Genomic DNA, 22,198 nt, shown 5'->3' with positions numbered 1-22,198 from the left:
CCGTGAGTAGTAGACCTTGACCATCCCCTCACAGGGGCGGCCGTTGGAGGGGCCCCCGGGCCCCTCTATGGTTACTCGCCATGTGGCAAGGACAGCAGCCGCCCGGGGGCGAGCAGAATCCGCAGGACCCTGACCGGAACCCGTACCAGCAGCCGGGGTATCAGGCACCCAATCCGTACCAGCAGCCGACACAGCCCGCGCAGCCCGCGGTCGGCGGCTACCAGCAGCCGGGATACGGCTATCCGCAGCAGCCCAACCCGTACCAGCAGCCGACCGTGCCGCAGTACCCGGTGGGGGCGCCGCCCGGACCGCCGATGCCGCCGCAGAACGGCGACGGCGGCAAGAAGAGGACGACCCTGATCGCCATCGTCGCGGCGACCGCGGTCGTGGTCGCGGCGGTCGTCACCGGCGTCGTGGTGATGAAGGACGACGGCAAGAAGGACGACAAGGCCGCCGACCAGCCGTCCAAGAGCTCCTCCGCCCCGGCGCAGCCCTCCTCCCCCGCCGCCCAGCCCAACCCGCGCGGCGGCTCCACGGAGGACATGAAGCCGACCATCGAGGGCTGGAAGGTCATCGTGAACCCCAAGTGGGGCACGGCCTTCGACGTCCCGTCGGACTGGGAGTTCAAGGGCCCCTCGTGGGCCGGCGGCTTCGAGGACCACGCCAACCCGACCGGGAAGCCGATCATCATGCAGTCGGCGCCCGCGTACTACAAGCCCAAGTGGTGCACCGAGGACTCCAACCACGACGGCAACACCGAGGACACCGAGCTCGCGGGCACCGGCACCAAGGGCGCCAACGGCGCCAAGAACACCGACGAGGTGGCCGGGAACCAGGTGCCGTGGTGGGTGTACGGCGCGTACACCCAGCCGGACAAGAACATCATCAAGACCACCAAGCCCGTCCCGTACACCACGAAGTCGGGCATCGTGGGCAGTGTCGCCCGCGCGTCGGCGACCGGGGTCAAGAAGACCAGCAAGTGCGACACCGACGGCCAGGCGATCACCTTCGGGTTCAAGAACGCCAAGGGCGACTTCGTCGCCTGGAGCCTGTACTCGGCCACCGGCGTCAGCGGCGCGGTGGACGAGGCGACCATCCAGAAGATCCTCAGCACGGTCCGCCTCGCCGCGGCGCCCACCGGCTGACGTCCCGTCGTCGCGCGGTGACACCCCCGGCACCGCGCACGGCACGGCACGGCGAAACGGTTTGGCACTTCGAGGCGGCGGCGGCGATAGTCCCCAGGTGACATCTGCCGCCGCCGCTTCCCGTTTCCGCCGCCCCACCTGGGCGGGCCGCAACTACTCCCTGCTGACCGCCGCCGCGATCGTGACCAACCTGGGCAGCCAGGGCGCGCTCATCGCCTCGGCGTTCGCGGTGCTCCAGTCGGGCGGCGACGGCGGCGACGTGGGTCTGGTGGCGGCGGCCCGCACCGTACCGCTCGTCCTCTTCCTGCTCGTCGGCGGGGCATTGGCGGACCGGATACCCCGGCACCGGGTGATGGTCGCCGCCAACACCCTCAACTTCCTCTCCCAGGGCGCCTTCGCGCTCCTCGTCCTGACCGGCACCCCCGCGCTCTGGCAGATGCTGGCGCTCAGCGCCCTCGGCGGTGTGGGCCAGGCGTTCTTCGGCCCCGCCTCCGAGGGCATGCTGATGTCCAGCGTGCAGGGCGAGGAGGCCGGGCGGGCCTTCGCGCTGTACCGGATGGCCATGCAGGGCGCGGGTATCGGCGGCGCCGCGCTCGGCGGGGCGCTGATCGCCGCCGTAGGACCCGGCTGGGTGCTCGCGGTCGACGCGGCCGCCTTCGCCGTCGCGGGCGCGCTGCGCGCCTTCATCGACGTGCGCCACCTCCCGCCGCGCGCGCCCGGCGGCGGGATGCTGGCCGATCTGCGCGACGGCTGGCGGGAGTTCACCGGCCGCCCCTGGCTGTGGGCGATCGTGGCGCAGTTCTCGGTCGTCAACGCCGTGGTGGTGGCCGCCGACGCGGTGTACGGGCCGCTGGTCGCCCGCGACCACCTGGGCGGGCCCGGGCCGTGGGGCCTGGCACTCGCCGCGTTCGGCGCGGGTACGGTCGGCGGCGCCCTGGTGATGACGCGCTGGAAGCCGCGCCGGCTGCTGTTCGCCGGTTCGCTCTGCGTCTTCCCGCTCGCACTGCCCTCGGCCGCGCTGGCCGTGCCGGTGCCGATCGGGGTGCTGGTCGCGGTGATGTTCGTGACCGGTGTGTCGATCGAGGTGTTCGGTGTCTCCTGGATGACCGCGATGCACCAGGAGATACCGGAGGAGAAACTGTCGCGGGTCTCGGCGTACGACTGGCTGGGCTCGCTCGCCGTGGTGCCGCTGGCCACCGCCCTCGCGGGCCCCGCCGAGACCGCCTTCGGCCGGACCTCCGCGCTGTGGGGCTGCGCGGCGGTGATCGTGGTCCTGACCGCCGCGGTGCTCACCGTCCCGGACGTCCGCAACCTCACCCGCCGCACCACACCGGTGACCGGCCCGGCGGAGGCGCCCCGGGCGGCGGTCGCCACCGTCTCAGCCGATGCCGAACGCCCCCTCGGGGGGCTCGGGTGAGGGCTTCGCCTCGCTGTCCGGTACGGGCGCGGCGCCCCGGGTGAACCGCCGCAGCGCGTCGCCGTGCGCGACCCGGGCAGGGAAGGCGTCCCCGGCGGTGAGCCGGGCGAGCGGGGCCAGTGGCAGCGGGGCGTGCGAGGCGAGCAGCACCACGTTGCCGAACCGCCGCCCGCGCAGCACCGACGGCTCCGCGATCAGCGCCACCTCCTCGAACACGGCCCGGAAGGTGGCCAGCTGGGGGCGGAGGAAGTCGAAGGGGCGGCCGTCGGCGAGGTTGGCCGCGTAGAGCCCGCCGGGGCGCAGCACCCGCTCGGCGACGCGCGCGTACTCGACCGAGGTGAGGTGCGCGGGCACCCGGGAGCCGCCGAACACGTCCGCGAGGAGCAGATCGGCCGAGTCCGCCGGGGCGGCCTCGGCCCAGGCGCGGGCGTCGGCCGCGTGCACCCGGATGCCGCTGCCGCCGGGGACCGGCAGATGCTCGGTGACCAGGGCGAGCAGTCCCCGGTCGGCCTCCACCACGTCCTGGCGTGAGCCCGGCCGGGTCGCCGCCAGATAGCGGGGCAGGGTGAGCGCGCCCCCGCCGAGGTGGAGCGCGTCGAGCGGCGCGCCCGGCTCGCCCGCGCAGTCGACGACATGGGCGAGCCTGCGGGCGTACTCGAACTCGATGTACGTCGGGTCGTCGAGGTCGACGTAGGACTGCGGCGCCCCGTTCACGGTGAGCAGCCAGGCGCGCTCCCGGTCCACGTCGGGCATGAGCTTGGCGGTGCCCCAGTCCACGGTCCGGCTGACCGGTATCGGCTCGTTCACCGTCCCATTGTGCGCCGACGCCACCCGGGCCCCCGACGGCCCGCTAGGCCCAGAGCCCGGCCACGGCCTCCGCGTGGACCGCCGCCTGGGCGCGGCCGGCGCGGGCGGCCGGGGCGCGGCGGGCGGGTTCGAGGGAGTTGCGGCCGAAGGCGCGGCGGGCGGCGGGCCCGGGGGTGATGAGCTCCACGCGCGCGCCCGCGCCGACCAGCCTGGCCACCTGGGTGCGCGGCGAGTCCAGCGGGCCGCCGCCGAGCGCGAGCGGCGCGAGGACCAGCACCCGGTCGTAGCCGGCGGCGAGCTGGGCGTTGGCCGGGGAGTGCGCTCCCCCGTCGATCCAGCGGCGGCCCTCGATGGTGACGGCGGGCCACACCCCGGGCACCGCGCAGCTGGCGGCGACCGCGTCCACCAGCCCCACCCCGCTCTCCCGGTCGAAGACCCGCAGTTCGCCGCTGTCGGACGCGACCGCGGTGATCGCCAGCCGCCGCTCCGGCCACTCGTGGGCGACCAGCCGTCCGGCGATCACCTTGCGCCGGGCCGCCTCCTGGCCCGCGCCCCGGGCGAGCGCCATCCGGCCCAGCTTCCTGCCGTACTCCTCCGGCGTGCGGGAGGTCAGCGCCGCGCGGGCGAAACGGAGGAGGGCGGCCGGGCCGAGCTGGGCCGGGATCTCGCCGTCCGGCGGGGCGAGCTGCCGCTCGTAGAGTTGGCGCAGTCCGATCCGCCCCGAGGTGATCTGCGCGGCGACCACCGAGCCCGCCGAGCTGCCGACCACCAGTTCGGCGCCGCTCACGTCGACGCCCGCCTCGGCGAGCCCGTACAGCATGCCGATCTCCCAGCCCACGCCGGTGATCCCGCCCGCGCCGAGCACCAGTGCCGTGTCCGTCATGCGGGAAGCATGACGGAACTCCCGGGGCGCGTCTCCCCCGGGGGGCGGAGGGGAGGGGTCCGGATGATCGCCGCTCGGAGGAGGACGGTGACCGTGCCGCGCTCGGCGGGGGCGGGCGCGGCCGTTCGACCGTCCCGCGACCGACGGCGGCCACGGCCGTGGTCCGGCGGTCCGCACCGCCCGGATTCCGGCGGCCGGGCATCCCCGGCAGGGGCGCGACCGCTCGCGTACAGGCCGTGACGCGACGCCCGTTACGGCGATCACTGCCCGCGTCGGTTAGTCTCCCCGGATGCTCGACGACGCCGTCCGCCCGTCCGCAGGGCTCGCCGCGCGCTGCACCAGGGTCCTGCTCTCGCCCTGGTCGCGCCTCGCCCTGCTGGTGCTGGTGCTCGCGGCCGCCGCCACGACCGTGCTGCTCCTGGAGCCGCAGCGGCTGCTCGCCGACGGCCTGCCGCACCGGCTCGGCGGAGGCGCGGCGGTCGTGCTGTTCGGGGTGGCGTACGGCCTGTGCACCGCCGCCTTCGTACCGCGCCCCCTGCTCAACCTGGCGGCCGGCGCGGTCTTCGGCTCGCAGGCCGGGCTGCCGTCCGCGCTCGCCGGGACGGTGCTGGGCGCCGGGATCTCCTTCGGGCTCGGCCGGGTGCTCGGCCAGGACGCGCTCCGTCCGCTCCTGCGGGGCCGCTGGCTGAAGGCGGCGGACGGCCAGCTCAGCCGGCACGGCTTCCGCTCGATGCTGGCGATCCGCCTCTTCCCGGGGGTGCCGTTCGCCGCGGCCAACTACTGCGCGGCCGTCTCCCGGATGGGCTGGCTGCCGTTCCTGCTCGCCACGGGGCTCGGCTCGGTGCCCAACACGGCGGCGTACGTGGTCGCGGGCAGCCGGGCCGCCTCCCCTACCTCCCCGGTGTTCCTGGTCGCGATGGCGTTCATCGGGGTGTCGGGCCTGGGCGCGGCGGCGGTGGCGTGGCGCAAGCGGCACCGGCTGGCCGGGCGGACGGCGGCGCCGGAGCCGCGGGCGGCCGAGGGCGCCGGGGAGCCCGCGCCCGACAGGACCGCATAACTCCCGCTTCATCTGCGGCCTGTACGCTGCCCTGCGACCGGGCCACCGATCATATGGTCGTACCGGCTGTCGGATCGTCGTGCCCGCAACCGTCTTCAGCATCCGGGATGGCCCTCGCCCCATGTCTTGGTTCGAATCGTTCATCCTCGGGCTCGTCCAGGGGCTGACGGAGTTCCTGCCGATCTCCTCCAGCGCGCACCTCCGCCTCACCGCGGCCTTCGCCGACTGGCAGGACCCGGGGCCGGCGTTCACCGCCATCACGCAGATCGGCACCGAGACGGCCGTCCTCATCTACTTCCGCAAGGACATCGTCCGGATCGTCGGGGCCTGGTTCCGCTCGCTCACCGACCGGCGGATGCGCTCCGACCCGGACGCCCGGATGGGCTGGCTGGTGATCGTGGGCTCGATCCCGATCGGGGTGCTCGGCATCGTCCTCAAGGACCAGATCGACACCACCTTCCGCGATCTGCGGGTCATCGCCACGACGCTGGTCGTGATGGGCGTCGTCCTCGGCATCGCCGACCGCCGCGCCGCGCGGGACGAGGCGGGCGGGCGCCACCGCGCGGTCAAGGAGCGCAAGTCGCTTCAGGACCTGAGCGTCAGGGACGGTCTGGTCTACGGAATGTGCCAGGCCATGGCCCTGATCCCGGGCGTCTCCCGCTCGGGCGCCACCATCAGCGGCGGTCTGCTGATGGGTTACACGCGCGAGTCCGCCGCCCGCTACTCCTTCCTGCTCGCCATCCCGGCGGTCCTGGCGTCCGGTGTCTTCGAGCTGAAGGACGCGGGCGGCGAGGGCCAGGCCCCGATGGCCGAGACGCTCTTCGCCACGGTGGTCGCCTTCGGTGTCGGATATGTCGTCATCGCGTGGTTCATGAAGTTCATCTCCAGCAAGAGCTTCATGCCGTTCGTCGTCTACCGGATCCTGCTGGGCCTGGCCCTCTTCGCCCTGATCGCCGCCGGCACCCTCAGCCCGCACGCGGGCGAGATCGCGGGCGGCTGACGCAGGGCCGGGCCGCCTCACTCCCCGAAGGACCCGTGCCGCCCCGCCCCCGCGAACCGGCCGCCCCCTCCGCCGCCCGCTCCAGCGACCGCGGGCCGTGCGCGAGTTCGTTCCGCAGCGCCTCCGGCTCGGACAGGCCCTTCTGTTCGATCAGTGGCCCGGCGCGTTCACTGCGGACGGCGGGACCGGCGGTTTCGCTGGGTACGGTCATGGCGCCCACGGGCAGCACGCGGCGCCGAGCACCCACAAGAGCGGGTCCGGCCGGACCGGCGGACGCCGGGGCTCTTGGCCCCTCGCGCCCGCTGCCCGACACTGTGGCGATGACCCAGCGTGTGGAACTCTCGACCGTGATGGACCGGCTCGCCATCGATGAGATCGTCACCGGCTACGCGGCCGCCGTCGACGACGCCGACTGGTCCGCGTACGGGGAGCTGTTCACACCGGACGGACGCGCCGACTACCGCGCGGCGGGCGGGACGGAGGGGCCGGCGGCCGAGGTCGCGGCCTGGCTCGCGGAGACGATGCGGCTCTTCCCCGTCCGCCAGCATCTGATCGTCAACCGGCTGCTCACCCTCCAGGACCTCGGCGGCTACCCCGGCGACCGGGCCCGGGTGCGGGCCGACTACCTCAACCCGATGCGGTTCGACGCCGGGGCGAACGGCGGCGGTGAGCCGGGGGAGCCGAACTTCTTCTCCGGCGGCCGGTACGACTTCGGGCTGCTGCGCACCGACGCGGGCTGGCGGCTGCGCGAGGTGACCGTGCACGAGAAGTGGCGGCATGTCTCGGGGGCGCTCGCCGGCCGGTGAGCGGGCGTACGGGAGCGCGGCGGGGGCAGACTTGCCCGGCGTGTACGGCCCCGGTGGGCGCGACCCCCCGGGTGCCGCACACTGAAGGACACACCAGGACAGGCGCCCGGGCGGCAACGCCGCTCACGGGCGGAGCGAGGAGAGCGCCGCATGCGAGTACCGGCCGGAGTGCGGGACCGTCTCACGGGACCGCGCCACCTGGTGAGGATGTCGCCGTGGTGGCGGGGCGCGGCGGCGGTGCTCGCCGGGGCGCTCCCGGCGCTGGCGTTCCCGGCGCCGGGCCTGTGGTGGTTCGCTTACGTCGCGCTCGTGCCGTGGCTGCTGCTGATCCGGTCGGCGCGCGACGGGCGGCGGGCCGCGCTCGACGGCTGGCTGGGCGGCACCGGGTTCATGCTGGCGGTGCACCACTGGCTGATGCCGAGCCTGACGGTCTTCATCGTCGTCCTGGCGGCCCTCCTCGGGCTGCTGTGGGCGCCCTGGGGCGTCCTCGTGCGCTCCCTGCTCGGCGGCCCCGGAGCGGGCGAGCCCTCGCCGCGCCGCGCCACGGCCGCCCTCGCGGTGCTGCCCTGCGGCTGGCTGATGGTGGAACTGGTCCGCTCCTGGCAGGGCTTGGGCGGCCCGTGGGGGGTGCTCGGCTCCAGCCAGTGGCAGGTGCCGATGGCCCTGCGCCTCGCCTCGGCCGGCGGGGTCTGGCTGGTGAGCCTCGTGGTGGTCGCCGTCAACGTCGCGGTGACGGTGCTGCTCGTCTCCCGCCCGGCCCGCACGCCGGTGGTGGCCGCGCTCCTCGCGGCTGCCGTCGCCGTCGGGTCCGTGTGGGCCTGGGCGCCCCGCCCGGAGAAGGCGGGCCGCACGCGGATCGCCGTCGTGCAGCCGGGTGTCATCGAGGGCCCCGACGCCCGCTTCGCCCGCAGCGAGAGCCTGACCCGGTCGCTGGCGGGCCGGGACGTGGACCTGGTGGTGTGGGGCGAGAGCAGCGTCGGCTCGGACCTGACGGCCCGGCCGGACCTCGCGGCCAGGATCGCCTCGCTCTCGCGGGCGGTGGGCGCGGACATCCTGGTGAACGTGGACGCCCGCCGCGCCGACCGGCCCGGCATCTTCAAGAGCTCGGTCCTGGTCGGACCGGACGGGCCGACCGGCGACCGCTACGACAAGATGCGGCTGGTGCCGTTCGGCGAGTACATCCCGGCCCGTTCGCTGCTCGGCTGGGCCACCTCCGTCGGCAAGGCCGCGGGCGAGGACCGGCGCCGGGGGACGACGCCTGTGGTGATGACGCTGCCGGACGGGCTGCGGATCGGCCCGCTGGTCTGCTTCGAGTCGGCGTTCCCCGACATGAGCCGCCATCTGGTGCGCGAGGGCGCCCGGGTGGTCATCGCCCAGTCCTCGACCTCGTCGTTCCAGCACAGCTGGGCGCCCGCGCAGCACGCCTCGCTCGCCGCGCTGCGCGCCGCCGAGACGGGCCGCCCGGCCGTGCACGCCACCCTCACCGGGATCAGCGCGGTGTACGGCCCGGACGGCGAGCGGATCGGCCACTGGCTCGGCACCGAGCGCAGCACCGCCGCCGTCTACGACGTGCCGCTCGCCGAGGGCAGCACGCTCTACCTCCGGTTCGGCGACTGGGCGGTGTACACGGCGCTCCTCGTCGTCGCCGCGTACGGCGCCCTGATCGGGCGGCGCTCGTTCAGGAGGCCTGCTCCAGAGCCTCCCGTACCACCCGCTCGCACAGCTCGTGCGTCGCAAGAGCGTCCCGTGCACTGAGGAGCTTGCCCGCCCGGACGGCGTCGAGGAAGGAGCGCACGGCCTGCTCGATGCCGCGCTGGCGGGCCACCGGCACCCAGTCGCCGCGCCGGCGCACGGTCGGCTGGCCCTTGTGGTCGACGACGTCGGCCAGGTTCAGCACCTGCCGCTTGGTGTCCTGTCCGGAGACCTCCAGGATCTCCTCGGTGGAGCCGTTGAGCCGGTTCATGGTGCCGATGGCGGTGAAGCCGTCGCCGGAGAGCTGGAGGACGACGTGCTCCATCAGGCCCGCGCGGACCCGGGCCCGCACCACCGTGTGCTCGACGGGTCCCGGGGCCAGGAAGCGCAGGGTGTCCACCACGTGGATGAAGTCGTCCAGGACCAGGGTGCGCGGGTCCTCCGGGAGCCCGACGCGGTTCTTCTGCATCAGGATCAGCTCGCGGGGATGCTCGGCGCACTGCGCGTAGCCGGGGGCGAGGCGCCGGTTGAAGCCGACGGCCAGGCTCACCCCGCGCTCCTCGGCGAGCTCCACGAGCCGCTGGGAGTCGGCGAGTTCGTACGCCAGCGGCTTGTCGACGTAGGTCGGTACGCCCGCTTCGAGCAGCCGGGTCACGATCGCCGGGTGCACGGCGGTCGGCGCGTGCACGAAGGCCGCGTCCAGGCCCTGGGCGAGGAGCGCGTCGAGTTCGGTGTGGCGCTGGGCGAGCGGGAGGTGGTGGGTGTCGGCGACCCGCGTCAGGGTGGCGGGGGTGCGGGTCTGCAGATGCAGCTCCGTCCCCGGCAGGGCGGTCAGGACCGGCAGATAGGCCTTCTGCGCGATGTCCCCGAGTCCGATGCAGCCGACCTTCACGAAGTCTCCTGTCGCCGTCCTTGGATCCTGCTTCCTTGCCTGGTCAGCATACGTGGGCCCGGGCACGGCCGACCGGCGCGGCGGACCGGGCCGGTGGCGATAACCCGTGGCGGTCGCGGTGATGATCCGTGAGGATGGCCGCCATGACGACGACCGAGACGCCCGAACGCCAGGAGCCCGCCCTCGACGCCGACGAGCAGACGATGCTCGTGGGCTGGCTGGAGTACCACCGCGAGACCCTCGCCCTGAAGTGCGCGGGGCTCACCGACGAACAGCTCAGGTCCGCCTCGATGCCGCCCTCCGGGCTGACCCTGATGGGTCTGGTACGGCACATGGCTGAGGTCGAACAGCACTGGTTCAACAATGTCTTCGCCGGCGAGGAGGGCGCGCCGCACTTCTTCACCGACGAGGACCCGGACGGCGACTTCCACGTCGGCCCCGAGGACACCTTCGAGGAGGCGCTCGCCACCTGGCGCGGCGAGATCGCCAAGTCCCGCGCCCACGCCGAGGGCCACGCCCTGGACGAGCTGAGCACCGGCACCTCGCGGGGCGGACAGCACTTCAGCCTGCGCTGGATCTACACCCACATGATCGAGGAGTACGCGCGCCACAACGGCCACGCCGATCTGCTGCGCGAGGGCGTCGACGGCGCCACCGGCGACTGAGCCGGGGCGCTCCGGCGCCCGCGGCGTCACCGCGCGCCGTCACTCGTGCGGGCCAATCCCGGCCCGCACACGCGCGCAACGGCCCTCGCACCCAGCAGAGTTGAGCGGGTGCACCGAACCCGTACCGCAGTCAGGCTCCTCGCCGGGATGGCCGCCCTGGCCGTTTCCGGATGTGTCAGCGTCGAGCAGGGCCCCGCCGCGGGGGCGCCCCCGACGCCGGGCCCGGGGACGAGCGCGCGGGCCGACCGGAACGTGCGGCCCCAGGTCGTCCAGGCTCCCGTCCGCGAGGCGCTGGAGGCGGCACTGCCGCCCGACCCGGCGCCCCGGACCCCCGCCGCGCACCCGGCCCCCGCGCCCGTCCCGCGCCCCCGCGCCCATCCGCCGGCGCCGCATCCTCACCCGCATCCGCGCCACCCGCGTTCCGCGCCGCATCCGGCCGTACCCCGGGTGCCGACTCCTGCGCCCTTCATCGGGGACGACGTGTGCGACCTGGGCCGGTCGCTGGGCGGCTGGCGGGCGGACAGTCCGCAGGCACGCATCTGCGAGGGGGCCTACGGCGAGTAGCGACAGGCCAGGGGGCCGCGCCGGAGCCTCAGCCCGATTGTCGGCGCGGGCGGCTAGCGTCGAGGCGACGGGATGCGTACGACAGGCTCGCGGAGGCCGCAGTGGTGGAGCAGCAGGAGGCGTCGGAGGACGTCGTCATGACCCGGATCGGGCAGGCGCTGATGCTCCTGCACGGCGGCGACCGGGAGGAGGCGCGCAACCGCTTCGGTGTCATCTGGGCCGAGATCGGCGAGCACGGCGACCCGCTGCACCGCTGCACGCTGGCGCACTACATGGCGGACGCGCAGGACGACGCGGGCGACGAACTGGCCTGGGACCTGCGGGCGTTGGCGGCGGCCGACGCGCTGGGCCAGGACCGGCTCGACGCGCACCACGCCTCGCTCGCGGTCCGCGCCTTCTACCCCTCGCTCCATCTGAACCTGGCGGCGGACTATGTGAAGCTGCACCGCCCGGACGCCGCCCGCCTCCATCTGGACCGCGCGCACACCGCCCTGGACGCGCTGGCGGACGACGCGTACGGAAACGGGATCCGCGCCGCCCTCGACCGGCTGGAGCAGCGGCTCGAAGGCGCCTGAGCCGCTCGCAGCCGGGCGACCGCGAGGTCCGTCGCACGGGCGGGCCCCAGGGGGGTCAGCCCAGGTCGGGGATGCGCCAGTCGATGGGCTCGTGCCCCTGCGCCGCGACCGCCTCGTTGATCTGGGTGAAGGGCCGCGAGCCGAAGAACCGCTTGGCCGACAGCGGCGAGGGGTGGGCGCCCTTCACCACGGTGTGCCGCTCCTCGTCGATGAGGGGGAGCTTCTTCTGCGCGTAGTTCCCCCAGAGCACGAAGACCGCCGGGTCCGGGCGGGTGGCGACCGCGCGGATCACCGCGTCGGTGAACTTCTCCCAGCCCTTGCCCTTGTGGGAGTTGGCCTCGCCCTCGCGCACGGTCAGCACCGCGTTGAGCAGCAGGACGCCCTGCTGGGCCCAGGGCATCAGATAGCCGTTGTCCGGCACCGGGTGGCCGAGCTCCTCGTGCATCTCCTTGTAGATGTTCCGCAGCGACGGGGGTGTCCTGACGCCCGGCCGCACCGAGAAGCACAGCCCGTGGCCCTGGCCGGGGCCGTGGTACGGGTCCTGGCCGAGGACCAGGACCTTCACCTGCTCGTACGGAGTCGCCTCCAGGGCGGCGAAGACCTCCTCGCGCGGCGGGTAGACGGGACCCTTCGCCCGCTCCTCCTCGATGAAGTCGGTGAGCTCCTTGAAGTACGGCTTCTGGAGCTCCTCGCCGAGGACGCCGCGCCAGGACTCGGGCAGCATGGCGATGTCGGTCACGTCAACAACCTCCGTGGGGTGTCCGGTTCCCGCACCTGCGGTGCGAGTTACCGAAAAACCTACCGGTCGCCACTGACAAAGCCCGCCGCGCCCGTCGCGCCGGGCCTCCTACCAGCTGGTCTTGCGGTGCAGCTCCCACATGCACATGACCGTCTGGGGGTCGATGGCACGCTCGCCGCCCGCGATGTCGTCGCTGGCGGCCACATAGAGCTTGCCCTGCCACAGCGGCAGCAGCCGCACGTCGTCGGAGAGCACGTCCTGGGCCCGCTCGAACTTCTTGCTGACCGCGCCGCGGTCGGAGACCTCGCGCGTCTGCGGGATCAGCTGGTCGACGATCTCCTGGGGCTCGTACGGGGTGCCGACCGCGTTCTCCTTGCCGACGAAGGGCGCGATGAAGTTGTCCGGGTCCGGGAAGTCCGGGAACCAGCCGCGCCCGAAGACGGGGAACTCCCCGTCCTGCATCCCCTGCGTGTACGCCTTCCAGGGGCGGTTGCGCAAGGTGACCCGGAACAGCCCGGAGGCCTCCAGCTGCCGCTTGATCTCGGCGAACTCCAGCGCCGTGGAGGAGCCGTAGCGGTCGGTGGTGTACCACAGGCTCAGCGGCACCGGATCGGTGATCCCGGCGCGGCGCAGGATGCCCTTGGCCTTGGGGACGCTGGGGGCGCCGAAGGAGTCGAAGAAGCTCACGGTGTGCCCGGCCACACCCTTGGGCACCATCGAGTACAGCGGCTCGGCCGTGCCCTTGTAGACCTTGGCCACCAGCGCGTCGCGGTCGACGAGCTGGGCGACGGCCCGGCGCACGGCAGGGTTGGCGGCGAGCGGGTCCTTGGGGTTGAAGACCAGGAAGCGGATCTCGGTGCCGACCGTCTCGACCATCTGGAGCGGCTTGCCCGCGGTCTTCTCGTTCTGGACGTCCACGACCTCGTCGGCGGTCAGGCCCCGGTAGGTGACGTCGATCTGCTTCTTCTTGAGGGAGTCCACCATGGCGCCGGAGTCCTTGAAGTAGCGGATCGAGACCGCGTCGTTCTTGAGCTGCGCGAACCCCGCGTAGTGGGGGTTCTTCTTCAGCTCGGCCCGGTCGCCCGCCCGGTAGGACTCCAGGGTGTACGGGCCGGAGCCGGTGAGCCCGCCGTCGTCGCGCAGCTCGTTCGCCGGGTAGGCCCCGGGGTCCACGATGGACATGGCCGGTGCGCCCAGCACGAAGGGGAACGTGGCGTCCGGCTTGTTCAGATGGAAGGTGACGGTCCGCTCGTCGTCGGCGGTCACCCGGTCCAGGCTGGTGAGCAGGCCCTTGGGGCCCGCCTTCACATTGATCTTCACGATGCGGTCGATCGAGTACTTCACCGCCGCCGCGTCGATCTTGTCCCCGTTGGAGAAGACCAGGCCCTTGCGGAGGGTGCACTGGTACGTACGGCTGCCGACGTCCTTGAACCGGCAGCTCTCCGCCGCGTCCGGCTGGGGCGTGTTGCTGCCGGTCGGGAACGACAGGAGCGTCTGGAAGACGTTGCGGAACAGCTCCCAGGAGCCGTCCCAGGACGCGGCCGGATCGAGGGTGCTGGGCTCGCTCACCGTGCCGACCCTGATCGTCTGCTCGGTCTCCGAACCGCTGCCGGAGAGCAGCCCGCAGCCGCTCAGCAGGGCCAACGACGACATGGACGCAAGGGCCGCGGTGGTGCGCAGGCATATGGTCCGGTTGAACACGTGCACGCTCCTCGTTCAGCCATGGGTCGGCAGACCATACCGCAGCGCCCCGCCCGGTCAACTGGTGGACCGAACGGGGCACTTGGCGCAACAAGGGGCAAACCGGAACGCTACTCACCGGTATGAAGATCACCCTACTCCGGACACGCGCGCGTGGGCGCCGCCGCGCGCGTGCGCGGGGCCCCCGCGCGCGGGACGTCAGTGCACGCCCGCGCCGAGGAAGAGCCCGCCGTCGACCACCAGCGTCTGCCCGGTCACCCAGGCGGACTGCTCGGAGGTGAGGAAGGCCACCGCTCCCCCGATGTCCGAGGGCACCCCGAGGCGCTTGAGGGGGTAGGCGGCGGCCGCCTCCTCCTCGCGGCCCTCGTAGAGCGCCTGGGCGAACTTGGTCTTGACCACCGCCGGGGCGATCGCGTTGACCCGCACGTCCGGCGCGAACTCGTGCGCCAGCTGGAGGGTCAGGTTGACCATGGCCGCCTTGCTCATCCCGTACGCGCCGATGAAGGGCGAGGGGGCCAGGCCCGCGACGGAGGCGATGTTGACGATCGCGCCGCCGTTCTCCTTCTGCCAGGCCTTCCAGGTCTGCTGGGCGAAGCCGAGCGCGGAGATCACATTGGTCTCGAAGACCTTGCGCGCCACGTTCAGGTCGAGCTCGGCCATCGGCGAGTAGACCGGGTTGGTGCCCGCGTTGTTGACCAGGAAGTCGATCCGGCCGAAGGCCTCCATGGCGCGCTCCACCGCGACGCCCTGGTGCGCCTCGTCGTGGGCCTTGCCGGCGACGCCGATGACCCGGTCCGCGCCGAGCCGCTCGACGGCCTCCTTGAGGGCGTCCTCGCCGCGGCCGGTGATGCAGACGCGGTCGCCACGGGCGACCAGCGCCTCGGCGACGCCGTAGCCGATGCCCCGGCTCGCGCCGGTGACCAGGGCGACCCGTCCGGAGAGCTCCGGGAGCTGAGTGTCCGTCATGATCTGTTCTCCCGGCTTCAGTTGAGGGGTCCGCCGGCCACGTACAGCACCTGGCCGGAGACGAAGCCGGCGTCGTCGCCGGTGAAGAAGGCGATGGCGTTGGCGATGTCCTCGGGGAAGCCGACGCGCTGCACGGGGATCTGGGTGGCGGCCGCGGCCTGGAAGTCCTCGAAGCCCATGCCGACCCGGGCGGCGGTCTGCGCGGTCATCTCCGTGACGATGAAGCCGGGGGCGACGGCGTTGGCGGTCACGCCGAACTTGCCGAGCTCCTTGGCCAGGGTCTTGGTGAAGCCCTGGAGGCCCGCCTTGACGGCGGAGTAGTTGGCCTGGCCGCGGTTGCCGAGCGCGGAGGACGAGGAGAGCGAGACGATACGGCCCCAGCCGGCGTCGACCATGTGCTTCTGGACGGCCTTGGCCATCAGGAACGCGCCCTTGAGGTGCACGTTCATCACGGTGTCCCAGTCGGACTCGCTCATCTTGAAGAGCAGGTTGTCGCGGAGCACGCCCGCGTTGTTGACGAGGATGGTGGGCGCCCCGAGCTCGGCGGCGACGCGCGCCACGGCGGCCTCGACCCGGGCGCTGTCGGAGACGTCGCAGCCGACGGCGATCGCCCTGCCGCCCGCCGCCGTGATCTTCTCGACGGTGTCCTTGCAGGCCGCCTCGTCGAGGTCGAGTACGGCGACCGCGCGGCCCTCGGCCGCGAGCCGGACGGCGGTCGCGGCGCCAATGCCCCGGGCCGCCCCGGTCACGATGGCTACCCGCTGCTCGGTGGTGGACATGCTGTTCTCCTCGCCCTGGGGATCCGCGGCTCCTCGTCCCTGAGCAACCGCTTAGTAGCTTCAGCAGACGAGACGCTAGAAGCCCTGGCACCCGGTGTCAACGGCACACGGATCCCGTCGGGTGAAGGTCACACCCGCGCGGCTGGCGCCAAGGCCTCCGAGTCGCTGCGGCTCCGCGCCCCGCGGGGGGGCGCGGGGAGCCGCGCGACCGGCCACGCACGGCCCCCGGACGCAACCGCGCGCTTGTGGCCGGGCGTCAGCGCACCAGCAGGTCGAGCAGCCGCTCGGTCTCCGCCGCCGGGTCCGCGGTGAGCCCGGTGTGCACCGGGCCGGGCTGGACGACCGTCGAGCGCGGCGCGATCAGCCAGCGGAAGCGCCGCCCGGGGTCGTCGCCCGCCGCCTGCCCGGCCGACGCGCCGCCTCCGCAGACCCCCTCGACCGCCCGCAGCGCCGCCCGCACCCCGACGACGTCCGCCCGCGGGTCGAGCGCCCTCAGCTTGGCCTCGTCCAGATGCGTACGGGCCGCGACGAAGGACCTGGCCCGGCAGTACACCAGCACCCCGGCGTTGAAGCACTCCCCGCGCTCGACGCGCGGCACCACGCGCAGCAGCGCGTACTCGAAGACATCGCGGTCGCTCACTTGCCGTCCTTCTTGCCGGGCTGTCCGGTCTCGCTGTTCCTGGTGGGGTGCGGCCACGGCTTGAGGTGGTCGGTGAGCCAGCCGGGCGCCCGCGAGGGGGTGGCCCTGGCGGGCGCGTCCAGCGTGATCCGCTCGTGGATGTCGGCGGCGCGCGCCAGCAGCGGCTCCGCATACGCCCGGCGCAGCGCTTGGGCCGTCTCGAAGCCGGGCTCGTCCACCAGCCACTCGTCGGGCACCAGCGCGGTGACCTCGGCCAGCAGCTCCTCCGTCACCAGGGGCGCCAACGCGGCGGCGGCCGAGGCCACATCGGGGCCGAACGGGGCGAGGGCGTGGTCCGAGGCGTTGTAGGGCTTGGCTGCCGAGGCGGACGCGCCCGGCCAGTTGTGGTGCCAGATCATCGTGGCGCCGTGGTCGATGAGCCAGAGATCACCGTGCCACACCAGCATGTTAGGGTTCCGCCACGAACGGTCGACGTTGTTGATCAACGCGTCGAACCAGACGACCCGGCCCGCCTCGGCGGGGCTCACCTGGTAGGCGAGCGGGTCGAACCCGATCGAACCGGGCAAGTAGTCCATTCCGAGATTCAGCCCGCCGCTCGCCTTCAGCAGCTCCTGCACCTCCTGGTCCGGCTCGGAGAGCCCGATCACGGGGTCGAGCTGAATGGCGACCAGTTCGGGTACGCGCAGGGCCAGCCGTCGGGCCAGCTCTCCGCAGATCACCTCCGCCACCAGGGTCTTGCGGCCCTGTCCCGCGCCGGTGAACTTCATGACGTACGTACCGAGATCGTCGGCCTCGACGATCCCCGGGAGCGAGCCGCCCTCACGCAAGGGCGTGACATAGCGGGTCGCTGTCACTTCATTGAGCATCCGGCCAGGCTACTGGCGCGGATGCGACTGTTCGATCACTCAGACCCCGAAGGGACGCTTCGCCATGCCCGTGGAAGAGAACACCCAGGAGAAGACCGCCCGGCCGCGGGCGGCCGAGGACTTCCCCCTCCAGTTCGCCCGCACCAGGCGCTTCTCGCTCGGAGCGCCGAAGAACATCACCGTCTCCCCCGACGGCGAACGGGTGCTGTTCGTCCGTACCGCCGACGGGCGTTCGCCACTCGGCTCGCTGTGGCTGTTCGAGGACGGCGAGGAGAAGGTCCTGGTCGACCCGCGCGCGCTCGGTGATCCGGGCGAGGTGCCGCAGGCGGAGCTGATCCGCCGGGAGCGGGCGCGCGAGAGCGGCGGCGGGATCGTCGCGTACGCCACCGACGCGGCCGTCCGTACCGTGGTCTTCGCCCTCTCCGGCGCGCTCTGGCTGGCCGGGACGGACGGGAGCGCCCCGCGCCCTGTGCCCACGGCGGGCCCGGCCGTCGACCCGCGGCTGTCCCCGGACGGCACGCTCGTCTCGTACGTGACCGAACGCGCCCTGCACGTCGTAGGGACCGACGGCACCGGCGACCGGCGGCTGCTCGCGCCGGAGGGCCCGGAGATCTCCTACGGGCTGACCGACCACGTCTCGGCCGAGTCCATCGGCCGTGCCCGCAGCTCCTGGTGGTCCCCGGACGGCTCGGCGCTCCTCGTCGCGCGCGTGGACGACTCACCCGTGCAGCGCTGGTATCTGAGCGACCCCTCCCAACCGGCGGAGCCGCCGCGGGTGCTGGCGTATCCGGCGGCGGGCACGGCCAACGCGGTGGTGTCGCTGGTCGTCGTCCGCGTCGACGGCCAGCGGGTCGCGGTGCGGCCGCCCCGCTCGGCGGACCCGGCCTCGCACCCGCCGGGCGCCTGGACCGACCCGGCCTTCGAGTACCTGGTGGAGGGCGGCTGGGACGCGGCGGGCCCGTTCGCCACCGTGCAGACCCGGGACCAGCGCACCGCCTACGGCCTCGCCATCGACCCGGTGAGCGGCGCGACCGAGGTGATGGAGCGCCACCATGACCGGCACTGGCTGGAGTTCCTTCCCGGCGCCTTCGCGCCGGCCCGTTCCGCGCTCCGGCCCTGGGGCGGCCTCCCGCCCGGTCTGGAGGTGCGCGCGATCCTCGGCTCGGCGGGCGACACGGTCTACTTCACCGCGAGCGACGAGCCGACCGAGACCCACGTCTGGGCGTACGCCCCGGGCTCCGGCTGCACCCGGCTCACCGAGGAGCCCGGGGTGCACACGGCGGTCGTCGGCGGCGGCACCCTCGTCCTCGACAGCCGCACCCCGCACGACCACACCGTCACCGTCCTGCGCGAGGGCAGGCCGGTGGGCCGGATCGGCGTGCTGAGCGAGCGGCCGCTGGTGACACCGGCGCCGCTCTTCCTCTCCCTGGGCGCACGCGAGCTGCGCACCGCGCTCTATCTGCCGTCCTGGCACCGCGAGGGCACGGCCCGGCTGCCCGTGGTGGTCCATTCGTACGGAGGCCCTGGCACGCAGACCGTCGTACGGACCGGCGCCTGGCACCACGCGGTCAACCAGTGGTTCGCCGAGCAGGGCTTCGCGGTCCTCTCCGTCGACGGGCGCGGCACCCCGGGCCGCGGCGAGGCGTGGCGCACCAGCATCCACGGCGACCAGCTCACCCCGGTCCTGGAGGACCAGATCGACGCGCTGCGGGCGGCCGCCGAGCGCTTCCCCGACCTCGACACCGGGCGGGTGGGCATCCGGGGCTGGTCGTTCGGGGGGTACCTGGCCGCGGCAGCCGTGCTGCACCGGCCGGATGTGTTCCACGCGGCCGTGGCGGGCGCGGCCCCGACGGACCTCTCCCTCTACGACACCCACTGGAAGGAGCGGTATCTCGGCCACCCGGACGTGCAGCCGGAGAACTACGAGCGCTGCTCGCTGGTCGCGCACGCGCACAAGCTGACCCGGCCCCTGAAGCTCGTCCATGGGATGGCGGACGACAATGTGGTGCCCGCACACCTGCTGCGGTTCTCGCAGGCGCTGCTCGCGGCGGGCAGACCGCACGACGTGCTTCCGCTGGCGGGGCAGAGCCATATGGTCACCGCGGAGGGTGTGGCCGACACCCTGCTGTGGCTGGATCTGGAGTTCCTGAAGAAATCCCTGGGCGCGTGAACAGCCGGCCGCGCCGGACCGTATCCCTTCACGCAGCCCCCTGTAGCAAGGTGAAGGGAAAGCCAGTATGAGCACCCAAGCGCTTCCGTCCGGGCCGGGCCCGGCCCGCCGTACCGTCGTCGCGGCGGTCGGCGGTGTCGGGCTCGCCGCCGCGCTCGCCGCCTGCGGCGACTCGGACTCGTCCGGTGCCGCCAAATCCTCCGGTGACGCCGGGACCGGCGGCACGGCCGGCAAAGGCGGCGCCGGGGCCGCGGGCGGCGGGGTGCTGGCGAAGACCGCCGACATCCCGCAGGGCGGCGGCAAGGTCTTCCCCGATCAGGGCGTGGTGGTGACCCAGCCGACGGCGGGCACCTTCAAGGCGTTCTCCGCCACCTGCACGCACCAGGGCTGCATGGTGAAGGAGGTCACCGGCGGCACCATCAACTGCCCCTGCCACGGCAGCAAGTTCGACCCGGCGACCGGAAGCGTGACCGCGGGCCCGGCACCGCGGCCGCTCCCCGCGAAGCCGATCAAGGTGGAGGGGGACTCGATCACGCTGGCGTGAGCCCGCCCCCGTCGCGGCCCCGGTGGTGGTCAAAGACAGGCTCTCAGGTCCGCCGGGGCCGGCGCGGTGCCTTGAGGCAGTCCAGGATGGCGTCGGTGGTGGCGACCGTGGCGACCAGGGCCAGCGTGTTGCGGATCATCGCGGGGGTGTACTCGGCGGGCACCCCCGCGATCGCGTCCGCCGCCACCACGGCGGTGTAGCCGAGGTTGACGGCGTCGAACACCGCGTTCGGAATCGCCACGTTGGCCGAGACACCACTGACGATGAGAGTGCGGCAGCCGAGGTTGCGCAGCAGCGGGTCGACGTCCGTGCCCGCGATCGGCGAGAGGCCGTGCAGTCTGCGGACCACGAGGTCCTCGTCCGCCACCTCGATGCCCTCGGCGATCCGTACCGCCGTCGAGCCCGCGTACTGCTGCACGGGCAGACGCTCGGCGGCCCGGAAGAGCCGGGCGTTGCGGGAGGCGCCGCGCCCGTCGGGTCTGCGCTCGGCCACGGCGTGCACGACCTGTACGCCCGTCTCGTGCGCGGCGGCGACGAGCCGGGCGATGTTGTGCAGGGCGCCGGAGGAGCGGGCCTCCTTGGCGAGTTCGGGCAGCGCGCTGTCGGGGCCGATGACGCCCTGCTGGCACTCCACGGTCATCAGCACGGTCGAGGCGGGGTCCAGTTCCCCGGCCAGCCGTTGCCCGCGCGCGTCCGCCCGCTCGTTGCTCGCCATGGCGCCGGAGGCTAACGGCCATTGCGCGCGGGGGGAAGGGCACGCCATGATTTCTGACACTCAGTCAGCTCGGAGTGCCGGGCCGACCCGTGGGAGGAGCCGCCCGATGACCGCCACACAGCGCCGGGGCCGCCGGATCATGATGACGGACGCGGAGCGCGACGCGTTCCTCGCCCAGCAGCGCACCTGCCGGGTCGCCACGGTGGCCCCCGACGGCGAGCCGCACGTCGGTGCGCTCTGGTACGTCTGGGACGGCGGTGCCCTGTGGCTGTACTCCATCACCCGCAGCCTGCGCTGGGCGCACCTGCGCGCGGACCCCAGGATCGCGGTGGTGGTGGACTCCGGCGAGGCGTACGGAGAGCTGCGCGGCGTCGAGCTGCGGGGCAGGGCGGTGCCGGTGGGCGAGACACCCCGCACGGGCGAGCCGTGCCCCGAACTGGACGGGCCGGAGCGGGAGTTCGCGCGCAAGAACTTCGGCCTGGAGGAGATGATCCACGACGGCCGGCACGCCTGGCTCCGGCTGGCACCGGAGACGATCGTGTCGTGGGACTTCCGGAAGCTGGGGCTGCCGGGATCAGGGGGCACGTGAGGCACCTGGGGCCGCGCGCCCCGGGTGCCTCAGCCCGTCACGCCACGCCCCGCCTCGGCCAGCGCCTCCACGGCCGCGCGGATGGAGGGCCGCCGGTCGGCGTCCGCGCGCCACACCGCGTACACATGCCGGCGCATCGCGTCCCGCACCGGCACCACCCGCACCCCGGCGGGCACCGGCCCCCGCCCGAGCCGGGGCGCGACGCTCACGCCGAGCCCGGCCTCGACGAGGGCGAGCTGGGTGGCGTGCTCGCGTGCCACATGGCCGATGCGCGGCTCGACCCCTTTGCCGCGCAGGGTGAACATCAGCCACTCGTGACAGAACTCGCCCTCGGGCCAGGTGATCCACTCGTCCGAGGCGAACTCCTCCAGGTCCACGCTGTCGCGCCCCGCGAGCCGGTGCCCCATCGGCATCGCCACATCCGCCGAGTCGTCGAGGACCGACCGCTTCGCCAGCCCGTCGGGCAGCGGCAGCGGCTTGTTGTACCAGTCCAGGACGACGGCGAGGTCGAGGTCGCCGAGCAGCACGCCCCGCACCGAGTCCTCGGCCTCCAGCTCGTCGGAGCGGACGCGGAGCTGGGGGTGGTCGGCGCGCAGCGCGGTGAGCGCCGCCGGGAACAGGCCGCGCGCCGCGGTGGCGAAGCCCGCGATCCGCAGCTCGCCCACGACCCGGCCGCGCTGGGCCTCCAGATCGGCCTGGGCGACCTGGACCTGGGAGAGGATCCGCGCGGCGTGCTCGGCGAGGAGCCGCCCCGCGTCGGTGAGGCGGACTCCGCGCCCGTTCTTGGCGAGCAGTGGCTGCCCCGCCTCCCGCTCCAGCTTGGCGAGCTGCTGGGAGACGGCCGAGGTCGTCACATGCAGATTGTCGGCGGCGCCGCCCACCGAGCCGTGGCGGGCCAGCGCGTCGAGGGTCCGCAGACGCTCCAGGTTCAACATATAAGAAATGCTAACCGATCCAATCCATCTTTTCTCGCTTGTGCTACGAGG

General features: G+C 73.4%; 23 protein-coding genes. 12 read left to right on the top strand and 11 right to left on the bottom strand.

Annotated features, from left to right (window positions below; genetic code table 11):
* Positions 1-80: 80 nt before the first annotated feature.
* Both ACZ4MU_RS16640 and ACZ4MU_RS16635 read left to right on the top strand, forming a co-directional pair.
* Positions 81-1,145: a DUF8017 domain-containing protein gene (locus ACZ4MU_RS16640; RefSeq protein WP_467876516.1), complete on the top strand. Its 1,065-nt coding sequence runs from the start codon at positions 81-83 to the stop codon at positions 1,143-1,145.
* Between the two features lie 97 nt (positions 1,146-1,242).
* Positions 1,243-2,562: an MFS transporter gene (locus ACZ4MU_RS16635; protein ID WP_467876513.1), complete on the top strand. Its 1,320-nt coding sequence runs from the start codon at positions 1,243-1,245 to the stop codon at positions 2,560-2,562.
* Here ACZ4MU_RS16635 and ACZ4MU_RS16630 read toward each other — a convergent pair.
* Together ACZ4MU_RS16630 and ACZ4MU_RS16625 are read right to left on the bottom strand one after the other, a co-directional pair.
* Entirely contained in the window at positions 2,524-3,369 is an 846-nt protein-coding gene (locus tag ACZ4MU_RS16630; RefSeq protein ID WP_467876510.1) for a spermidine synthase, read from the bottom strand. The genes ACZ4MU_RS16635 and ACZ4MU_RS16630 overlap by 39 nt on opposite strands.
* 43 nt (positions 3,370-3,412) lie before the next feature.
* The gene (locus ACZ4MU_RS16625; protein WP_467876507.1) at positions 3,413-4,252 is read right to left on the bottom strand and encodes a patatin-like phospholipase family protein; all 840 of its coding nucleotides are present in this window, start codon (positions 4,250-4,252) and stop codon (positions 3,413-3,415) included.
* 289 nt (positions 4,253-4,541) lie between these two features.
* On the opposite strand from ACZ4MU_RS16625, the gene ACZ4MU_RS16620 reads away from it, so the two are divergent.
* From ACZ4MU_RS16620 to lnt, 4 genes are all read left to right on the top strand, one after another.
* Positions 4,542-5,309: a TVP38/TMEM64 family protein gene (locus ACZ4MU_RS16620; RefSeq protein WP_467876504.1), complete on the top strand. Its 768-nt coding sequence runs from the start codon at positions 4,542-4,544 to the stop codon at positions 5,307-5,309.
* 121 nt (positions 5,310-5,430) lie between these two features.
* Positions 5,431-6,309, top strand: a complete 879-nt coding sequence (locus ACZ4MU_RS16615) for an undecaprenyl-diphosphate phosphatase (protein ID WP_467876501.1) — start codon at positions 5,431-5,433, stop codon at positions 6,307-6,309.
* 320 nt (positions 6,310-6,629) lie between these two features.
* Positions 6,630-7,115, top strand: coding sequence for a nuclear transport factor 2 family protein (locus ACZ4MU_RS16610; protein WP_467876498.1), 486 nt, complete (start codon positions 6,630-6,632; stop codon positions 7,113-7,115).
* Positions 7,116-7,265: 150 nt separating this feature from the next.
* Entirely contained in the window at positions 7,266-8,870 is a 1,605-nt protein-coding gene (gene lnt, locus ACZ4MU_RS16605; protein WP_467876496.1) for an apolipoprotein N-acyltransferase, read from the top strand.
* Here lnt and ACZ4MU_RS16600 read toward each other — a convergent pair.
* The gene (locus ACZ4MU_RS16600) at positions 8,794-9,699 is read right to left on the bottom strand and encodes a Gfo/Idh/MocA family protein (RefSeq protein ID WP_467876494.1); all 906 of its coding nucleotides are present in this window, start codon (positions 9,697-9,699) and stop codon (positions 8,794-8,796) included. The two genes, lnt and ACZ4MU_RS16600, sit on opposite strands and share 77 nt — an antisense overlap.
* Before the next feature lie 143 nt (positions 9,700-9,842).
* Between ACZ4MU_RS16600 and ACZ4MU_RS16595 the strand changes: the two genes are divergently transcribed.
* From ACZ4MU_RS16595 to ACZ4MU_RS16585, 3 genes are all read left to right on the top strand, one after another.
* Entirely contained in the window at positions 9,843-10,364 is a 522-nt protein-coding gene (locus ACZ4MU_RS16595) for a DinB family protein (RefSeq protein ID WP_467876493.1), read from the top strand.
* 108 nt (positions 10,365-10,472) lie between these two features.
* The gene (locus ACZ4MU_RS16590; protein WP_467876491.1) at positions 10,473-10,928 is read left to right on the top strand and encodes a hypothetical protein; all 456 of its coding nucleotides are present in this window, start codon (positions 10,473-10,475) and stop codon (positions 10,926-10,928) included.
* Positions 10,929-11,029: 101 nt separating this feature from the next.
* A complete protein-coding gene (locus ACZ4MU_RS16585; RefSeq protein WP_467876489.1) occupies positions 11,030-11,503 on the top strand; it encodes a hypothetical protein in 474 nt (157 codons plus the stop codon).
* A 55-nt stretch (positions 11,504-11,558) separates the two neighbouring features.
* Here the strand turns inward: ACZ4MU_RS16585 and ACZ4MU_RS16580 are convergent, their stop codons facing one another.
* The 6 genes from ACZ4MU_RS16580 to ACZ4MU_RS16555 form a co-directional block, all read right to left on the bottom strand.
* Positions 11,559-12,242 (bottom strand): uracil-DNA glycosylase, encoded by a 684-nt coding sequence (locus ACZ4MU_RS16580; RefSeq protein WP_467876486.1) that lies wholly within the window; start codon positions 12,240-12,242, stop codon positions 11,559-11,561.
* A 108-nt stretch (positions 12,243-12,350) separates the two neighbouring features.
* Positions 12,351-13,895, bottom strand: a complete 1,545-nt coding sequence (locus ACZ4MU_RS16575; RefSeq protein ID WP_467877193.1) for an ABC transporter substrate-binding protein — start codon at positions 13,893-13,895, stop codon at positions 12,351-12,353.
* A gap of 246 nt (positions 13,896-14,141) precedes the next feature.
* Positions 14,142-14,909 carry an SDR family oxidoreductase gene (locus tag ACZ4MU_RS16570; RefSeq protein WP_467876483.1) on the bottom strand — a complete coding sequence of 256 codons (768 nt, stop codon included), beginning with the start codon at positions 14,907-14,909 and terminating at the stop codon, positions 14,142-14,144.
* 17 nt (positions 14,910-14,926) lie between these two features.
* Entirely contained in the window at positions 14,927-15,688 is a 762-nt protein-coding gene (gene fabG, locus ACZ4MU_RS16565) for a 3-oxoacyl-ACP reductase FabG (protein ID WP_467876481.1), read from the bottom strand.
* 256 nt (positions 15,689-15,944) lie between these two features.
* Positions 15,945-16,328, bottom strand: coding sequence for a DUF3037 domain-containing protein (locus ACZ4MU_RS16560; RefSeq protein ID WP_467876478.1), 384 nt, complete (start codon positions 16,326-16,328; stop codon positions 15,945-15,947).
* The gene (locus tag ACZ4MU_RS16555) at positions 16,325-17,194 is read right to left on the bottom strand and encodes a HipA family kinase (RefSeq protein WP_467876475.1); all 870 of its coding nucleotides are present in this window, start codon (positions 17,192-17,194) and stop codon (positions 16,325-16,327) included. Before ACZ4MU_RS16555 ends, ACZ4MU_RS16560 begins: the two co-directional genes overlap by 4 nt.
* Positions 17,195-17,258: 64 nt before the next feature.
* Between ACZ4MU_RS16555 and ACZ4MU_RS16550 the strand changes: the two genes are divergently transcribed.
* Positions 17,259-19,364, top strand: a complete 2,106-nt coding sequence (locus tag ACZ4MU_RS16550; RefSeq protein WP_467876473.1) for a S9 family peptidase — start codon at positions 17,259-17,261, stop codon at positions 19,362-19,364.
* A 67-nt stretch (positions 19,365-19,431) separates the two neighbouring features.
* A complete protein-coding gene (locus ACZ4MU_RS16545) occupies positions 19,432-19,908 on the top strand; it encodes a Rieske (2Fe-2S) protein (protein WP_467876471.1) in 477 nt (158 codons plus the stop codon).
* A gap of 43 nt (positions 19,909-19,951) precedes the next feature.
* On the opposite strand, the gene ACZ4MU_RS16540 is transcribed toward ACZ4MU_RS16545, so the two are convergent.
* Positions 19,952-20,623, bottom strand: coding sequence for a cysteine hydrolase family protein (locus ACZ4MU_RS16540; protein ID WP_467876468.1), 672 nt, complete (start codon positions 20,621-20,623; stop codon positions 19,952-19,954).
* A 106-nt stretch (positions 20,624-20,729) separates the two neighbouring features.
* Here ACZ4MU_RS16540 and ACZ4MU_RS16535 point away from each other — a divergent pair, with 106 nt between their 5' ends.
* Entirely contained in the window at positions 20,730-21,212 is a 483-nt protein-coding gene (locus ACZ4MU_RS16535; protein ID WP_467876465.1) for a pyridoxamine 5'-phosphate oxidase family protein, read from the top strand.
* Between the two features lie 29 nt (positions 21,213-21,241).
* Here the strand turns inward: ACZ4MU_RS16535 and ACZ4MU_RS16530 are convergent, their stop codons facing one another.
* Positions 21,242-22,147, bottom strand: a complete 906-nt coding sequence (locus ACZ4MU_RS16530; protein ID WP_467876462.1) for a LysR family transcriptional regulator — start codon at positions 22,145-22,147, stop codon at positions 21,242-21,244.
* Positions 22,148-22,198 lie beyond the last annotated feature (51 nt).

It is taken from the genome of Streptomyces sp. NPDC026377, from assembly GCF_055567715.1.
This window is presented reverse-complemented; position numbering and strand designations above follow the sequence as displayed.

Bases quoted from the DNA above. Each gene is read 5' to 3' on its own strand.
- ACZ4MU_RS16615 (WP_467876501.1), top strand. From the start codon at position 5,431: ATGTCTTGGTTCGAATCGTTCATCCTCGGGCTCGTCCAGGGGCTGACG.
- ACZ4MU_RS16540 (WP_467876468.1), bottom strand. From the start codon at position 20,623: ATGGCGAGCAACGAGCGGGCGGACGCGCGCGGGCAACGGCTGGCCGGG.
- ACZ4MU_RS16530 (WP_467876462.1), bottom strand. From the start codon at position 22,147: ATGTTGAACCTGGAGCGTCTGCGGACCCTCGACGCGCTGGCCCGCCAC.
- ACZ4MU_RS16555 (WP_467876475.1), bottom strand. From the start codon at position 17,194: ATGCTCAATGAAGTGACAGCGACCCGCTATGTCACGCCCTTGCGTGAG.
- ACZ4MU_RS16595 (WP_467876493.1), top strand. From the start codon at position 9,843: ATGACGACGACCGAGACGCCCGAACGCCAGGAGCCCGCCCTCGACGCC.
- ACZ4MU_RS16570 (WP_467876483.1), bottom strand. From the start codon at position 14,909: ATGACGGACACTCAGCTCCCGGAGCTCTCCGGACGGGTCGCCCTGGTC.
- ACZ4MU_RS16620 (WP_467876504.1), top strand. From the start codon at position 4,542: ATGCTCGACGACGCCGTCCGCCCGTCCGCAGGGCTCGCCGCGCGCTGC.
- ACZ4MU_RS16625 (WP_467876507.1), bottom strand. From the start codon at position 4,252: ATGACGGACACGGCACTGGTGCTCGGCGCGGGCGGGATCACCGGCGTG.
- ACZ4MU_RS16575 (WP_467877193.1), bottom strand. From the start codon at position 13,895: ATGTCGTCGTTGGCCCTGCTGAGCGGCTGCGGGCTGCTCTCCGGCAGC.
- fabG (WP_467876481.1), bottom strand. From the start codon at position 15,688: ATGTCCACCACCGAGCAGCGGGTAGCCATCGTGACCGGGGCGGCCCGG.
- ACZ4MU_RS16545 (WP_467876471.1), top strand. From the start codon at position 19,432: ATGAGCACCCAAGCGCTTCCGTCCGGGCCGGGCCCGGCCCGCCGTACC.
- ACZ4MU_RS16640 (WP_467876516.1), top strand. From the start codon at position 81: ATGTGGCAAGGACAGCAGCCGCCCGGGGGCGAGCAGAATCCGCAGGAC.
- ACZ4MU_RS16535 (WP_467876465.1), top strand. From the start codon at position 20,730: ATGACCGCCACACAGCGCCGGGGCCGCCGGATCATGATGACGGACGCG.
- ACZ4MU_RS16610 (WP_467876498.1), top strand. From the start codon at position 6,630: ATGACCCAGCGTGTGGAACTCTCGACCGTGATGGACCGGCTCGCCATC.
- ACZ4MU_RS16550 (WP_467876473.1), top strand. From the start codon at position 17,259: ATGCCCGTGGAAGAGAACACCCAGGAGAAGACCGCCCGGCCGCGGGCG.
- lnt (WP_467876496.1), top strand. From the start codon at position 7,266: ATGCGAGTACCGGCCGGAGTGCGGGACCGTCTCACGGGACCGCGCCAC.